The sequence below is a fragment of the Collinsella sp. OM06-18AC genome (assembly GCF_003438785.1).
Taxonomy (GTDB): Bacteria; Actinomycetota; Coriobacteriia; order Coriobacteriales; family Coriobacteriaceae; genus Collinsella.
The window spans coordinates 172,842-188,930 of sequence record NZ_QSTX01000001.1 but is presented as its reverse complement, the minus strand read 5'-3'; the positions used below and the strand labels follow the sequence as shown (position 1 = coordinate 188,930).

The 16,089-nt window shown below is 56.6% G+C and carries 8 protein-coding genes and 1 tRNA gene; 4 read left to right on the top strand and 5 right to left on the bottom strand.

What is annotated here, in order from left to right:
* Positions 1-4: 4 nt before the first annotated feature.
* Positions 5-3,112: a hypothetical protein gene (locus tag DXB86_RS00825; protein ID WP_117735827.1), complete on the top strand. Its 3,108-nt coding sequence runs from the start codon at positions 5-7 to the stop codon at positions 3,110-3,112.
* Between the two features lie 21 nt (positions 3,113-3,133).
* Positions 3,134-3,352, top strand: a complete 219-nt coding sequence (locus tag DXB86_RS00820) for a hypothetical protein (RefSeq protein WP_117735826.1) — start codon at positions 3,134-3,136, stop codon at positions 3,350-3,352.
* A gap of 66 nt (positions 3,353-3,418) precedes the next feature.
* Here the strand turns inward: DXB86_RS00820 and DXB86_RS00815 are convergent, their stop codons facing one another.
* Positions 3,419-6,850, bottom strand: a complete 3,432-nt coding sequence (locus DXB86_RS00815) for a SpaA isopeptide-forming pilin-related protein (protein WP_117735825.1) — start codon at positions 6,848-6,850, stop codon at positions 3,419-3,421.
* 297 nt (positions 6,851-7,147) lie between these two features.
* Here DXB86_RS00815 and DXB86_RS00810 point away from each other — a divergent pair.
* A tRNA-Gly gene (locus DXB86_RS00810) sits at positions 7,148-7,222 on the top strand.
* Between the two features lie 201 nt (positions 7,223-7,423).
* Here the strand turns inward: DXB86_RS00810 and DXB86_RS00805 are convergent.
* The 4 genes from DXB86_RS00805 to DXB86_RS00790 form a co-directional block, all read right to left on the bottom strand.
* Positions 7,424-8,824 carry a hypothetical protein gene (locus tag DXB86_RS00805; RefSeq protein ID WP_117735824.1) on the bottom strand — a complete coding sequence of 467 codons (1,401 nt, stop codon included), beginning with the start codon at positions 8,822-8,824 and terminating at the stop codon, positions 7,424-7,426.
* Positions 8,821-10,800, bottom strand: a complete 1,980-nt coding sequence (locus DXB86_RS00800; RefSeq protein WP_117735823.1) for an N-6 DNA methylase — start codon at positions 10,798-10,800, stop codon at positions 8,821-8,823. Before DXB86_RS00800 ends, DXB86_RS00805 begins: the two co-directional genes overlap by 4 nt.
* Entirely contained in the window at positions 10,800-11,027 is a 228-nt protein-coding gene (locus DXB86_RS00795; protein WP_117735822.1) for a hypothetical protein, read from the bottom strand. Before DXB86_RS00795 ends, DXB86_RS00800 begins: the two co-directional genes overlap by 1 nt.
* A 460-nt stretch (positions 11,028-11,487) precedes the next feature.
* The gene (locus DXB86_RS00790) at positions 11,488-13,161 is read right to left on the bottom strand and encodes an RNA-binding domain-containing protein (protein ID WP_117735821.1); all 1,674 of its coding nucleotides are present in this window, start codon (positions 13,159-13,161) and stop codon (positions 11,488-11,490) included.
* A 396-nt stretch (positions 13,162-13,557) separates the two neighbouring features.
* Between DXB86_RS00790 and purB the strand changes: the two genes are divergently transcribed.
* Positions 13,558-14,901 carry an adenylosuccinate lyase gene (purB, locus tag DXB86_RS00785; protein ID WP_117735820.1) on the top strand — a complete coding sequence of 448 codons (1,344 nt, stop codon included), beginning with the start codon at positions 13,558-13,560 and terminating at the stop codon, positions 14,899-14,901.
* Positions 14,902-16,089 lie beyond the last annotated feature (1,188 nt).

Genomic DNA, 16,089 nt, shown 5'->3' with positions numbered 1-16,089 from the left:
GCACATGGCGAACACCCAGAACTATATTAACCACCTGCTGCAGAACACCGGCATTACGCCGGCATGCAGCGAAGAAGAGCGCTTGGCTGCCGAGGATATCGCTCAAATCTTCCGCAACCACGGCTTTGATCCCGAGGTTCAGGAGTTCAATGCCCCGGCGCCCAGTAGGTTGGCATTTGCCGTTACCGGTATTCTTGCGTTTGCCGGTGCCCTGCTGATGGGCATCGGCGGCGGTATCGGCTTGGTCGGCACCTTGCTGGCCATCATCGGCGCCGTTCTTTACGTGCTCGAGCGCACGGGCCACCCCGTGGTTTCGCGCCTGGGCAAGACGGGCGTGAGCCAAAATGTCATCGCCTACCACAAGGCCTCGGGCCCGCTCGCGTCTCCGCGCAACCGCCCGGTGGTCGTTGTCGCACACTACGACTCTCCCCGTGCTGAGCTGCTCGCCCGCGAGCCCTATGCTTCGTATCGTGCACTCATCGCCAAGCTGTTGCCCGTTGCCACGGTTGCCCCTGCTGCCGTTGCCATCCTGCGTATCCTGCCGCTCCCCGGCGCGCTCAAGGTTCTGCTGTGGATTGTCGCGATCCTCGCTTCCCTCGTTGCACTTGTCAACGCGGCAAACATCATCTCTAACCGCCACATTCTTCCCTATACGTCCGGCGCGGTGTGCAACAAGTCTTCTGTCGCCGCTATGCTCGGCGTCATGGACAACGTTGCTCCCTTCCAGGGCGAAAACGAGTTTCCCGACGATGTTCCGTTCGATACCTATTTTGGGGAGCAGAAGCGTCGTGCCGAGGAAATGGCGCGCGCAGCGGCGGAGTATGCCGCGGCCCAGCAGCAAAACGACTACGGCAACACCATCGAGTATGAAGAGCCTACCTACGCCGAGGACGAGTTCGGTCAGCCGATTGCTCCCGACGCTCAAACCGAGCCCGAACAGGGCGAGGCTTTCGACGAGCAGATCGAGGGCTTTGAGGGTGCGTCTGCCGACGAGACGCTGATTGGCGCCATTGTGCCCGAGGATCAGAATCAGGCTGTCCAGGCCGAAGAGTTCAATGACGAGGTTCCCGCTGCCGAGCCGGCGGAGGAGCCTGTCGCGGCCGAGCCCGAGCCCAAGCTCTATCGCAATGCCGCCGGCAACATCCGCTTTGGTTCGGATGCCATCCGTGCGCTCGGAATGCTTCCCGAGTCCTGCACGCTCGATTACGAGGAGGGCGAGGAGCCGACGTTTGAGCCCGAGTCTGCCCCCGTCGTGACCGTGGATGATGAGTCTGCCGCGGTTACCGCTGCCGTTGCCGAGTCCGAGGCGGTGTCCGCGATCGATCCCGCGGCAGGACTGGACATTTTGGCTCCCGCCGCGCCGGCGCAAGACGTTGCGGATGAGTCTGACGACGATTACGTTGAACAGCCGAGGCGCGTGTCTTACGAGAGCGATACTGATTTCTCGGCCGAGATTCCCGCGGCAACGCCCCATGCCGATATTGCATCCGCGTTCTCTTCGATTGGCGCCAGCGCTTCCAACTTCTTTAAGGGCGCGCTTGCAAAGGGCAAGAAATTTGTCGACGATTTCGAGGAGAAGCGCGCTGCTGCACGCGAGGCTGCCGAGCAGGAAGCTATCGCTCAGCAGCAGGCAGCTGAGGCGGCACGTGAGCTCGCGGCGCAAGAGTTCGAGCAGAACGAGGCTATGCAGTCCGTGCCCGTCGACGCTGCCGAAGCTGCGACGTCCTTTGAGTCCCAGCAACCGGCGTCCGCGGATGTTGTTGAGGCGACGACGTCTTTCGAGGCTCAGCAGCACGTCGATAGCACCATGTCGTTTGATGCCGCGCAGTTCGATTCCACGATAACGTTTGAAAAGCAAGGCACCGCGATTGCCGAGCCCCTTCCTGTTTCCGATGAGCAGGGCGACACGGCAGACGATGACGAGCCTATTGATGCTGCCGAAATCCAAGATGCCGCCGAGGACGAGCAGGAGGAAGTGCCTGCGGTTTCCGAGGCTCCCGAGACAGATGAGTCGAGGCCTTACTCCACGCAGATTTTCACCATGCCGGCCCCGAGTGGTTCCGGTGCCACGGTTGCCGATGTTGCTCCCACCCAGGACGAAACGGTCGATTCCCTTATGGCCCAGATTTCCTCCCAGGCATCGCCGCGTCCGCAGATAAATGTTCCCGATCCGGCGTCGGCTCCGTCGCCTGCACCTTCCTCGTCTCCGCTGGCTTCGGTCCCCGATCCGTCGCTGCCGTCGATGAAGCAGGCAAACGTTGCGTCTCGCACGTCGCTGTTCGACCTTCCCGACCCCTCCGCACAGGTCAACGACCCCTTTGCTGCCGCTCAGGGTCCCGAACCCACATCGGCACCCGTTGCGCCTCCTATGCCCGTTGCGTCGGGCGCTCAGCCGATCGAGACCATTTCGGCTCCCGCCCCGGCGGCACCCAAGTCTCGCAAGCGCGGCCTGGGCGGCCTGTTCGGTCGTAAAAAGAAAAACGAACAGGACAGCATGAGTGATTGGCTGGGCGTCGAAGACGATTACGATGCCAAGAAGTCCGGTCGCGGCATCGGTTCGTGGGATAATTTCGAGGACGATAACGATGGCTGGAAGGGCGGCGCTACGTCTTCCGACGGCGCTTCTTCCGAAGATATGCTCTCGGCTGTCGCCTCTATGGGCGATGATGAGCTGCTCGGTCACGATATCTGGTTTGTGGCAACGGGCGCCTCGGACTGTGATGGCGCCGGTATGAAGGCCTTTTTGGCTTCGCATCGCGATAAGCTCCGCGGCGTATTCTTCATCAATCTTGAATCCGTCGGCGCCGGTAGGCTTTCGGTGGTGACGGTTGAGGGCGAACAGCAGCTGCTCAAGGGCGATCGCCGCATCATGAACCTGGTCAGCAAGGTGTGCAAGTCGTTCCATGTCGATTGTGGCGCGCTCGAGATGCCCTATGCCAAGACCGATGCCTATGCCGCGCTCGAGGCGAGCCGCCGAGCCCTCACCATCGCCGGCGTGGACGGCACGCGCCTGGCTTGCGCTCGTACCGAGGACGACCTGCCCCACAATGTCAACCCGACGAACATTGCCACGGTATCCGAGGTCGTGACCGAGGTTATCCGCCGTTCGTAGACGGAGCTCTAAGGAGTCAACGTGTTTTCGTATATTAAGCGCCATTGGCCTGTCTACGTGATTTTGGCCTTGATCGCCATTGCGTTAGGATTTGGGGCTGCCTACATCGTGGGTGCGAAGGGCTCGACCCCCGCCTCCGCAATCAGCGAAGAGGTGGAGCAAGAACAGAGCACGGGTGCCGATGGGATTCCTGAGTCCGAGCAAGCAATCGTTGATGGTGGATCTTCTTCTGCAGAGTAGATACGGCGATTTAAATGATTGAAAGCGGGCGAGCCGGGGAACTGGCTCGCCCGCTTTTTCATCGCGCTAGCGCTTCTTTGGGATCGACCTAAGGCGAGCGAACCATAGGGCTGCGGCACCCGAGGTCAGGAGCGCGGTGATGCAAGCGGTGATGGGAACTGATCCTGTTGCCGGTAGGTCCTGCGGTAGGGTACAGCGTTGAATGACACGGTCCTCGTCATGTGACTCAAGTTTATCGCCGCCGCCGTTGCGGCAAAGATCGACGCGCGCGCTGTTGGTAAGTGCGGTTTGGGGCGTATAAGTCGACGTTGCCTGCATGTGCACGACTGCGCCCCGAGCGCCTGTGCCAAGGATTGCTTTGGCATCGTCAAGGTCGTCGTGCTCATCTTTGAGATCATCACAGGTCCAAGAATCTGCATCGCTTCGAGTCGTAAAGTCGGCGGCTACCGCACCGTATTCAATGCGAATGCCCGTTACGACGGTATTGGATGCAAGGTCGAGTTCTTTCGCCTCGAGTGTGGCGGATTCCGTGGTCGAGACATCCGCCTTCCAGAGGTGCCAGCCGTCGTAATCGACGAGGCGGCAATCTTCACCCAGACTCTCTTTTACTTCGTCGGACTCAAGCCAAGGATTTTCGTGCCCATCGTCAAGTGTCGCGTTTGCCGGCTCATCGACGTCTGTCGAGTCCAACGGCGTCGTGCGATACCACACGTTGCACAGACCGTTGAGGTCGCCGATGGCGACGGGGGTTTCGATTGAGACGAATCTCGCCGTATCGTCCTCGGCACACTCAAGATCATCGGTAATTGTGAACTCATCAACCCAGGTAGCTGAATCGTTTCGAGCGTCGATGGTATAGGAGAAAAGGCCGTCCGTATTGGTTTGCGTTGCGGTGCGATTTTTACCATCGCCGTTGGCCAGCAGACCCTTCCCGATAGGTTGGACAAGCTCCTGACGCTTGTCGACCTGTCCTTTGATCTCGATGGGCGCATCCTTCATCGCGACGGATTGGACTTCTCCCGTATCCTTTATTTCAAACGTTATCTCCTCGGCAAGGTCATAGGTCCGCGGAGACATCATTTCGCGCAACGAGTAGGTGCCGGGTGTAAGATGTTCGACGCGGTGCGGCTTGTCGGATGAGGTCCAGGAGTCTATTTCGGTTTTATCGGGACCATATAAGGTTAGTTGTGCGCCTTTCACTTCCTGCTCTCCGCTTGCATCGACCTTGGAGATATCAACCTTGGTGTAATCGTCGGATACGTTAAGCCGTGCTTCTACAACGGGTGTTTTCTGGTCGGCATAAGCGAGGTCTACGATATGGGGCGTCCGGTCGAGTAAGAAGCCTGCCGGCGCTTGAGTCTCGACAACCTCGTAGCGTGCGGCGCCAGATCCCAGCGGGAGGTCGTCCGCGCGTGCTTCTCCAGTTTCATCCGTTGTGACGGTAGCGACAGTCTCACCGTCGAGCGCGGCAATGCTACCGTCGGGGCGTACGATATCACCCGAGGCACGGATCTCAAAGATGGCGCCCGCGAGGCTGCTGCCGTCTACGACATCGGTTTTAACGATCCTGATGTTTCCGGTCGCGGCGTGGTCATAATACGAGGCGATTGCAACGGGCGTTAGGTTCATGTCGGCGGGTATGTTTACCTCGATCTCTTTGCCGACAAGATAGGGCTCTTTGGCCGAGGTTTCGCGTACATAATAGGTGCCCGGCACGAGCGATTCGGGCAGTGTGACGGTCCCGGTCGCGTCAGTCGTAAAGGTGTCCATTACGTTATGTGCTGGATGCCAGCAAGTTTGTGAGACAGGTTTGTGATTGCTGTCGAGGAGTTGGAAGGTGAATCCGGCTAGGGGAACAGAAACGCCTGTTTGGGCATCGCGTTTTACAATCTGGAGATGCGTCGACAGAGCGTGGTTGTCCACGATATATTGAAGCTCGGCGCCGTCGGAAATCTGGTTGGCCTCGACGGTCCATTCCCCTGCACGTTTAAAACCCTCTGGGACGGTTTCCGGAACCTCACGAACGGTGTAGCCGGCGCGGTCGTATGGGATGGCTCCGTGGACACCGGCGGGTCGCTTGCCTGCGCCAAACCATGCTTCGGGCTGATCTTTGGTGGAGGCAAAGCCATAGATGTTTGTGGTCAGTGTGCCTACAACCTGCTGAGAGCTGTTGCTCACAACCTCAAAGACAACACCTCCCGCCGGCTGCTCCAGGCCGGATTGGTCGCTATTGCCGTAGTCCTTGAATTTGGAAATTTCAAGGTCAAACGCAATGGGGATATCGGAAACGCGCGATTCGATCTCGACCACGCCTGAATCACCGAGCTGGTCGGCTCTAACGGTATAGGACCAGCTATCGTTGGATGGCAGGTAGCCCTCGGGGGCTTTTGATTCATAGATGGTAAAGGTTCCTAGGGGGACATCGGTGAGGGTGGCTCGACCGCTTTCGTCGGTCGTGAGGATTTGCGCCCATCCAGGGGTTGATTGCGACACACACGTGAACTCTGCTCCTGCGAGTGAAGATCCCACCTGGGAGCCGGCATTCGTCGCGGCATCGAGTTTTACGATACACAGGTTGATGGTGCCGGGCTGTTCATCAATGGCGACCTGTCCACCGTCATTCCCCGTGGTAAAGGCGATGCGATCACGACGGGGGACATAGCCGGCCGGCGCCTTCGTTTCAACTAGGTAGTATGCCGTATTGGGCAGAAGTGTTGCCTGTGCTCGACCGTTGCCGTCCATCTTGACGGTGCCGACATGTGCGTCGCTGGCGCCCTCAAAGATATTGAACGTCGCCCCACTAAACTGATAGGTATTGTTTCCGCTGGTAATAGCGGTGTTCGCAGACTGCTTTTGGAAGGAAACAGAGACTGCCGGCAGTACATAGAGCATGTCTTGACGTTTGTTGCCGCCCGATACGGCCCCTAAATAGCGCCGCGCGCGGTGCGGAGCGGCTTTGATGCTTCCTGATTTTGCGTTGTCGTGGAGCCATCGCGCAGCCGCCACGACTTCATCGTCGGCGGTAAAGTGCCCACTCTTGGTTTTGCCCTGAGCGGTCGTGTAGGAGTAGGTGCCGTCGACATGGGTAGTGCCGTTGAGCATCCATACGGCAAGCTGGGTGGCGGCGCGGGCGCGATCGGGTGAAAGATGGTAACCGCCAAACGACGTGGCGGTAGGATATCCGTGACAAACGATTGCCGCGAACTCGTCGTCGAGCCACACCCAGCCTTGATCAAAGTTGAGCCATGGGCCGCCCGGCTTGGTGGGCCCGGGGCGTTCCTGGTTCATGCAGTAGGCAATCGAGGCGTCCTGAGCTTCATATTTGCCGATGAAGAAGGGTCCACAATCATCGCTAATGGTGCGGAAGCCGAGCTGGTCGTAGCCATCGACGGCAAATGCGGCTCCCGGTGCCAGGCAGCCGAAAAGCAGGAAGAGGAGCAGGAGCAGCGGACCTGTTGCGATTGCGCTGTGGACAGAGTGCGTGGGTGCGTTGGACATGGCTGCTCCTTATCCCTCGTGCGCCGCACGGGGAGGCCGCGGCGCTTGGGATGAGGCTACCGCCATGGTTCATGCGGGTAAGTACCAGAAGCTGACCAAAAGCTTGCCTGATTTCTGACAAATCGAGCTCAAATACAATAATCAGATAAAAGTACAGGTAGAAGATGGTAAGAAAAGAAAGACAAAGGTCCTCATCTCCACAATTGACGCGATTTTCAAACGAATCTCCACAGCTAAAACAAGCATCACCACCCTTGTATCGAACAAGACAACCGCGTTATACTAGCCAACACACAAGCGGGCATCGCCAAGTGGTAAGGCATCAGCTTCCCAAGCTGACACTCGCGGGTTCGAGTCCCGTTGCCCGCTCCAGAAAAAGTAAAAGCACGGCACCGTTCCGGTGCCGTGTTTTTTTCAATAAAGTGCCGGGACTCGAACCCGACAGGGTGCGAGCGTTAAACAAATGAGCAAGTGTGAATTCTCACGCTATGCCGTTAACCAACTCACTACGGTACGTTTGCATTCTGTTTGCGTTGAGGCTATGGGCTTAACGGCGGTTAAAAGGTCGCCTCACTAGGTGTTGGAGACAACCTTCTCGATGGCGATATCGATCTGCTCCTGCGCCAGCTTGGTAGCCTCGTTTTCAAGCCGGTCAGCCTTGGCCGAGGTGCTCACGCTCCTGTCCATAAGGTCGGCGATGGCGGATTCAGCGTCCGCGCCGAGGCGAGGGACGCGAATTTTTTTGATATCGACAGGGCTAAGTTGAGGCACCGAGGTTCCGTATGCGCAACGTACGACCGACGGCCTGCCAACGGTGGGACTGTTCAGAAAAGCGAGCAGGTAGCCAGTTCGAATCTTTGTAACGTCGGGATAGATTCTCAGCAGATGGTTGCTGCCAAACATTCCCTCATGATTCTCCGTGAGCAAAAGAGCTCGTCCTAGGATGCCGTACTTTTGACCAGAACATGCCATGACGAGAGTTCCCGGCTTTAGGATGTAACGCTCCCAGTTGTTAATGAGCTTGGCGTAAACAAATTTTGTCGGTTGAGTGTTAACGTCAAAGATCTCGGACACACCCACAAAGGGAACGTTGGAATCGCCATAAAACCGCTTGAAGCGAGGAAGCTCTTCGACGTCCTCTACAAGTTCAGCAAGTGGCGCATACTCCATTACGTCAACCAATGAGTCTACGGCGCTTATGGAGCCGGCATAACTGTCAGCATCAAGGCGCGATCTGTTGTCAATAACTTTGGATAAACTCACCACGCATGTTCCTGCAGGACTTTCTGCCTCACAAGCAATACCGACCTCCTTCTCCAGCAGCTTAAACGCCTCGTCCCGCAGCCTCCATGCTTCACCGCGCAGGCGTACTGCCTCGGTGGCTTTGTCGCCGATGGCTTTGCGCGTGGCCGCATCGGGCATGATGACCGGAAACCCGTTGGCGTGGGCCACCTCGATATGCTTGATCATGTGGCCGTACTGGGCCGCCCGCGCGATCTGTTTGAAGAAGTCCGTCTTCATGTACGCGTAGAGCCAGCCGTACTCGGCCTGGTCCTTCGGCTCGATACGCAGCAGGTCGTGCGTGATGACCTTGTTCACGTGATGTGGGTACACGGCGGTAACGTTGCCTACCACGCCCGAGCACGAAAGTAGCAGCCAATCCTGCTTGACGTATCTAGAATCAGCCTGGGGCACGAAGGGCGCTGCGAGCCACTTTCTCACACGGGGGAAGTCCTCGAACACCTGGCCGGCGGTAAAGAAGGGCAACCCCTTGCCTTCCGGCACGGTGTACCCCGTCAGTCTGTTCGGCTGCCAGATGTCGGCAAGGTCGCCAAGCCTCTTATGGTTGTCGCACTGGTTGGCGAGGCTCACGAAGCCATACCCGTCGCGCAGGTAGGTCGAGGCTTCGAGCCGCACGTCGCCGCCCAGCACGGTGGAAAGCCGGATGCTCTTCACCAAAGGTGCGTTCGTCATTGGTCGCGCCTCCATTCAAGGAAGGCATCGGCTATTGCCATCGTCTCGTCATCCACCACACGCTCCGTTGAAGTGTGACCGCTCTCCTCCTCGGATCCCACCTTGCCTGTCACCGCGGTGGTCTGCTCCCGCACGATTGGGTAGCCGTCGTCGTCGCGCACGTAGGTGGTCTGTCCGCGCTTGTCGTGCCCCACGTGGTCGCAGATGGCCATGAACATCTTGTAATCCTGGAAGGTGCCGTCCTTGCAGTACGCCTCTTCCTCGCTGTCCCAGCGCCGCAGCACAAGGACAGATGTCTGCACGCCCACGTTGGGCTGGAAGGCGTCCGGGTGCATGTCCACCGAGCCCAGGATCTGTGCATGGCGCAAAATCCACTGGCGCACGTAGCCCAGACCCGGATTGCCCAGGATGCCATTGGGAATGACGAGCGCTGCTACGCCCACGCCGGGCTCAAGCAGGCGCACGCATCGCTCGATGAAGAGGATCTCGGGCGGCTGGGATGAGAAGAGCTTAGGTTCCATCCTCCACTCGGCATCCTCCTCGGACCACGACCAGGTGTGTCCAAGGTCGAAGGATTCCAGAATCGCTGGGTCTTCGATGGGAATCTTGGAGCCAAAAGGCGGGTTGGTCATAATCGCCGTAACGCCGTGCCCCGGCTGCAGTGCCTTATTTGCCGCGACGTCGGCGGCGTCCAGGCGCAGCGCCTTCTGCAGCTTGGGCTCAAAGCCCGAGAACGGCTCGAGCGAGTTTGCGTGGAACAGCTGCCCTGTACCGTCGTTGTTCATGACCATGTTCATCTTGGAAGCGCGTACCAAGATGGGATCAAAATCGATGCCCACGATGTGCTTGGACAGGAACTCGCGTTTGCGCGCGATCAGCGCCTCTTGCTTGGCGGTCTTGCTGCGTCCGCTCGCGTCGACGGAGTTGCCGATTTTCTCGAGCACATAGTTCATGGCCGTGACCAAAAACCCGCAGGTGCCCATGGCGGGGTCGAGGATGACGTCGTTTTCGGATGGGTCGACCATCCGCACCATCATGTGACACATGTTGCGTGGTGTGAAGAATTGACCTTTGTCGCCGCGCAGGTTGGAACCCACGATTGTCTCGTACGCGTGGCCCTTAACGTCCACGTCGCTCTCGAGCAGGGAATACATTTGCAGCTGCGCCACGATGTAGGCAAGCACGTCGTCGGTTAGCGCGATGTGCTCATCGGCCTTGAAGATTGTCTCGTACGACTGCTTGACGCTTCCAAAAAGTGCCTCGATGCGCTTGCGGCACTTCTTCTTACCCGCGGCGCCCTGGCGTTCGGTCGGCGTGATGTAGAACGTCGGCGTCTCGGAGTCGCGCTCGTCCTGAATTTTGCAGAATATGATTTTGAGCAGTTCAAGAAATGCCTCGGCCTTTTGGATGCCTTGGTTTCCGGCGATGTAGTTGTGGCAGCGGCGGAACGAGTACAGCAGTGAGTCGCTGGCGGCGGGGCGCAGTTGGTCGAAGCGCGGCGCGTCGTCGGGTACCTCGCCGCCGGCATGCGGCAGGTCGGGCACAGCTTCGGGGCCGCGCTTGCCAGCATCGTCCACCACGTAACGGAAGGTGAGCAGCTCGTCGCCGTTGGTCCACATGCCGTAGGTAGAATTCATGCAGGCAGACGCATAGGAATGCATCTGGTCCACGCCGTCTTTTTTGCCCTTTGCCTTGGTCTTGGGGTCTTTACACTCGACGATGATGTAGATGTTCTCTTGGGTGTGCGCTTTTCCCGGCTCCCAGATGGCGACGTCGACCGCTTTTCGGTTGCTGCCGAACTTGATCGACTCCTCGACCCCGATTTGCTCCTTCTTGTAACCGTACTCACGCACGAGGGACTTTAGGATTTCCTGGCGCACTCGCTCCTCGGGGGTGTCCCTGCGCTGCGTCACACCGTCGATGAAGTCCAGTATGGTCTCCGGCTGGATGATCGAAGCCTTGCTCACTTGCGACATTACGATTCCGTCCTTCCAACCTTGGTGCTGCTGCCAACGTGCGCGGGGCCGTCCGATGCGCCGCCCATCTCGCGGCTAATCAAATCTTTAAGAAACCCCTGTTTGTTCTCCTGCGCAGAGAGGAATGACCAGATCTCCTCTTCGGCGGGATAGAACCGCAGACAGAACTGCTGGGTCTTGTCGTGCTTGTACTTACGATCGGCCCGCTTTTGAGCTTCTGACGGCATGACACCTCCCAAGGACATGGCTTAGTCATAATAGGAATTATTATAGGTCTATACCTAGATATAGACAAGCGAAATATCGCGAATCAGCAGGTAAAGGATGATTTTTAATTAAAGAAAAAGAAGCCAACAACCGTAAAAACGGCCTCTAAGACGTTGAACGTTTTTACGGTTGAGGAAGGTGGAACTTGAGAAATGGTCCGCCATGAGCGCTCCCTGCCGCTCATGCATGGAGTGGCAGGGAGCTATTTCTGTTGTATGAGACTGTCGTCTCTCAAGGTTGCAATGCCCGATTGGGTGTCGACTTCAGTTGGATCAACCATATGCGCTGTTGCCTGACGCTGTGCGATGCTAGGCGACGAAGGATGTGTCCTATCACGACTGGCAGTCAGGCACATTCTGGGCTAGTTGCGCACTTGGCTTGGAATGTACTTGTTTGGCAGAATCGAAATCGCGAGCCATATCACTCGACTATGTGCCACTCAGCAGCCGAAGTGCTTCCAGCGTTGGTGATGCGACCAGCTTTCCGTAGGCTTTGGAGCAGATAGCTTACATGGTCGCCTTTTTGCTTTGCCGTAAGGTCTGCCGGCAAGGCATGATCCAGCCCTGCGATAATCTCTGCTCTTGAACATGGGCGCACGCGCAGGAGTTCCAAAATCAGTTCCTTGAAGACACTGTTGTCTACGCCTTTGTTTCGCACATACTCGCTGTGGGCACCGGTGGCCGCTGCCACCTCGGCTGAGACCGTCAGCTTGGGGTAACGACCTCTAACAAGGCCCTGTTCGTGAAGCAGGCGTGACTGTTCCTTTGTGACGGGTAGTCCCTTTTGAACGAGGTCTAACAGCAACACTGTCGCCAAATCAAGATTTCGATTGCTTGCGAGAAGTCGAGAATAGTCCTCGTTGAGTACCGTACCGTACAGTGTCACGGCAACGCGTCCAACCTCAGATAGATCGTAGGTGGGCATTGGTAGCAGGCGGTTACGCTGAATATCGAAGACGTTGCGAATGCCTATGGCGTTGCGGTCCATCATGCCCGTCTTGTTCATGGCACTTGAAAGCAGAGGGTTACGATAGTACGGCGGCTTGTAACCGCTCGCGAGCGCATTCTCTATCGTCCCGGGGATAAAAGCGCCCTCGTTCTTGAATACAAGCCTGTCCTCATATTCAAGAACGTTAATTTTTCCCGACATTCTAAAATCTTGGTGAGCTATGGCGTTGTGAAGAAGCTCTCGGATGACTTCGGGGCTGTAGCGATGCGCTTCGGTGGGGAACAGTGTCTCTTCACGGTCGAAGAACCGGTATTTTTCGTTTCTTATCTTTCCCAGAACACGATCGACCTGCAGAATGAACGGCGGTTCAAAATGTTCATAGGCCATAGTGGAGCCGTCACTTGCGTAGAGTGTCCAAGTAATGCGTGGCTCGATGCCACCCAGAAAGACACTCGACTCCGGTTTGCCCAGAAGAACGAGCGCCGCATTGCTCACGTGGCCGTGGATTACAAGCGCCATTTTGCTGAGGATGGATTCTTCATCGAGGTTACGAACGGCGGGCTGGCTTTCTCCGAACTTTTCGACGAATTTGGAGCATGCAAAGCTAACTGCCTCTGGATCAAGGTCATCGAGGTTTGCCTCGTAGGCAATCTGACGCGACCAGTCGGGTCGACTCTGCCCGTAGATGGCGTCGAGTTTGAACTTGGGCATCTCTACGAGGGATTCATTCTCACGTGACCAGGGGATTCCGTGCCAAGTCGTTGGCGTTGCGAAGCTGCCAGCCGGTATCTGGAAAGCAATGACTCTCTTGCCATCAACCTCAAACTCGTAAATCTCTTCGAAAGTCATGCCGTTATTTGTGTATTGGGCGATCTCGTGTTTTAGACGTCGCAGGCCGACGCTTGGCGTTTGGGATTCTTTGCGGTAAGCAGTTCCCTTTATCTGACGGTTGTCTGAAATGCCGAAGAAAAGCCATCCGCACTCTGCCTTGCGCAAATTGGCCTCATTGCTGAGGGCGGAGAAATACTTGCCAATGTCCTCGAAATCATAGTTCTGCTTTGCTGCCTTGTATTCGACGACCTCGGTCTCGACGTCGGCAATGATACGCAGGAGCAGGGCGGGCATCTCATTCGTTTTTCGTATCATGGCACTCCATATAATGTAATTTAATCCGCAACTAATGTAATTATATCTCTCGTTACATTAGTCAGTCGCATATAAGACTGTAGACCAGCTGTGAGCTCATGTATTTCAATACATACAATGTTTGCGCTTTCCATTGACCTTGCAGGGCAGCTGCCAGGGGAAACGGCAAACAGTACGTCTCCTTCTAATGTAATTTTGCATGTAGCTTCGCAGATAGCGAATGAAATTACATTAGTTCACGGAACTATGGCCGCTTGCTGCGGTGACACCGCAGCCCATTTTCTGCCCGCTCCAATTCCAAAATGTCAGGTTCATGCCTGCTGCCCATACTTGCACCTGCGCACGGTACAATGGTTGGGTTACGACCAACGTGCCAATAGCCAAAAAGGAGCCGCTATGATCGATCGCTATACCCGCCCGGAGATGGGACACATCTTCTCCCTCGAGAACAAGTACGCCATTTGGCAGGAGATCGAGGTCCTGGCCTGCGAGGCCCAGGCGGAGCTCGGCAAGATCGGCATTTCTAAAGACGAAGCCCAGTGGATCCGCGACCATGCCAACTTTGAGAAGGCAAAGGTCGATGAGATCGAGGAAGTCACGCGCCACGACGTTATCGCCTTCCTGACCAACATGAAGGAGTACATCGACGCCGATGTTCCCGAGGGCGACCCCAAGCCCAGCCGCTGGGTTCACTATGGCATGACCAGCTCCGACCTGGGCGATACGGCTCTGTGCTACCAGCTCACCCAGGCCTGTGACCTTATCATCGAGGACGTCAAGAAGCTCGGCGAGATTTGCAAGCGTCGCGCCTTCGAGGAGCGCAAGACGCTCTGCGCCGGCCGTACCCATGGTATCCACGCCGAGCCGATGACCTTTGGCATGAAGTTTGGCTCTTGGGCCTGGGAGCTCAAGCGCGATTTGGACCGTCTTGAGGACGCCCGCAAGAATGTTGCCTTCGGCGCCATCTCGGGTGCTGTCGGCACGTACAGCTCCATCGAGCCGTTTGTCGAGGAATATGTCTGCGAGCACCTGGGTCTGGTTCACGATCCGCTGTCCACGCAGGTCATTTCCCGCGACCATCACGCCTACCTCGCCGGTGTCCTCGCCACCACGGCGGCCACCTGCGAGCGCATCGCTACCGAGGTTCGCAATCTGCAGAAGACCGATACGCTCGAGGCCGAGGAGCCGTTCCGTAAGGGTCAAAAGGGCAGCTCCGCCATGCCGCACAAGCGCAACCCGATCACCATGGAGAAGGTCTGCGGCCTGTCGCGTATCGTGAAGTCCAACGCCCAGGTCGCTTTCGACAACGTTGCCCTGTGGCATGAGCGCGACATTTCGCACTCCTCTGCCGAGCGCGTCGCCCAGGCCGATAGCTTCATCGCACTCGACCACATGTTCCAGTGCCTCATCCGCGTTATCGACGGCCTGCAGCTGTATCCGGCTCGCATGATGGCCAACCTCAACAAGACTCGCGGTCTCATCTTCTCCTCCAAGGTCCTGCTGGCCCTCGTCGATACGGGCATCACCCGCGAAGATGCCTATGCGATCGTGCAGGAAAACGCCATGGCTACCTGGCACGAGGTGCAGGATTGCGTCTCCGGTCCCACCTTTAAGGAGCGTCTCGAGGCTGATCCGCGCTGCACCGTCAGCCAGGAGAAGCTCGACGAGATCTTTGATCCGTGGGACTTCCTCACCCGCATCGACACGGTCTTCGATCGTCTGGAGCAGCTCGAGTTCTAACTGATTGATTTGGGGCCTAGTCAAACCGATCAGTTTGCTTTTGCCTCCAATTGAAGTGTGGATTTCCGGCTCAAGCCCCGTTGGTAACTCGTTTTGCCGACGGGGCTTTTGCGTGAGAGTGCTTGGAAAAGCTACATTAAAACGGGCGATTTTTAATGCGGAAATGTCGCTTGCCGATAATTTGACTCTTCCGACAAACACTAGCTTGCCAGTCTCAGTCGGGGGGGGGTATCCTTAAGTCAATTTTAATGTGTGGGAGAATACTACATTTTCACGAGAGATTGGACTTAGGGGAATGAGAAAAGGATTTTGGAGGATAGCCGCTGCGTTCTGCTTGGCTTTAGCTGCTGCGTCAATTGCAGATATGGCGTCGCCTTCGACGGCTGTGGCGTCTGAGGTGCAGAGTGGGAACGTTTACGTCTATAGCAATCAGCATAGTCTTTTCGAAAACGGCTCAGTAGCCGTTGGGCAGAGACTGTCGGGAAGTTTGGACTTCTGGCTGCAAGGAAATGTCCCTTGGGAACAGCTGGGTTCTGCTGCTCAAGATAAGAAGAACTATAAGGTCACGGTTTCCGATGATGACCGAGACAATATCTCTCTGTCTTATAGTGATTCTGGTCAGTGGTCTTATGTATTGAATCCTAAGACCGTCGGCGATGGAAAGCTGAGGATTACCGTCACGTTTAATTACGGTGACTACAGCACCGAAGGGTATCTTGAGATTAGCTTGGCCGAAAAACTCAATCCGGTGACGGCTGTTAAATACATAAGTGGTTCTAACGAAACATCGTCTTCGAGTGCAGCAATCTATTACACGGATAACTGCTCGGTTTGTGGCGAGGCGCACTGCGGTGATGCTTCGGGCTATATCTTGTTTGCCTTTGAGCGCCCTAGCGAGGAGCCGACGGTATTTGATATTGATAGCACTAGAAATGACTGGTCAGGCTCAAAATTCATTACTTCGGTGAGCTTGAATGGAGCTGTGTCTTATGACAAGGACGGCTACCAAAAGAAGGCACCGATCCGCATAGCACCTTGTGGAAAAGATGGAAATGAAGTAGAGGTAAGACTGAACTATTTCCAGGGTGATCTCCAGACGAAAAAACTTTGCGACGTTTCGTGGCATAAGCAGAATCCTGCTTATGTAGAGGAAAACTTGAGCGGCACTATGGCTGTCGGCTCCCATGC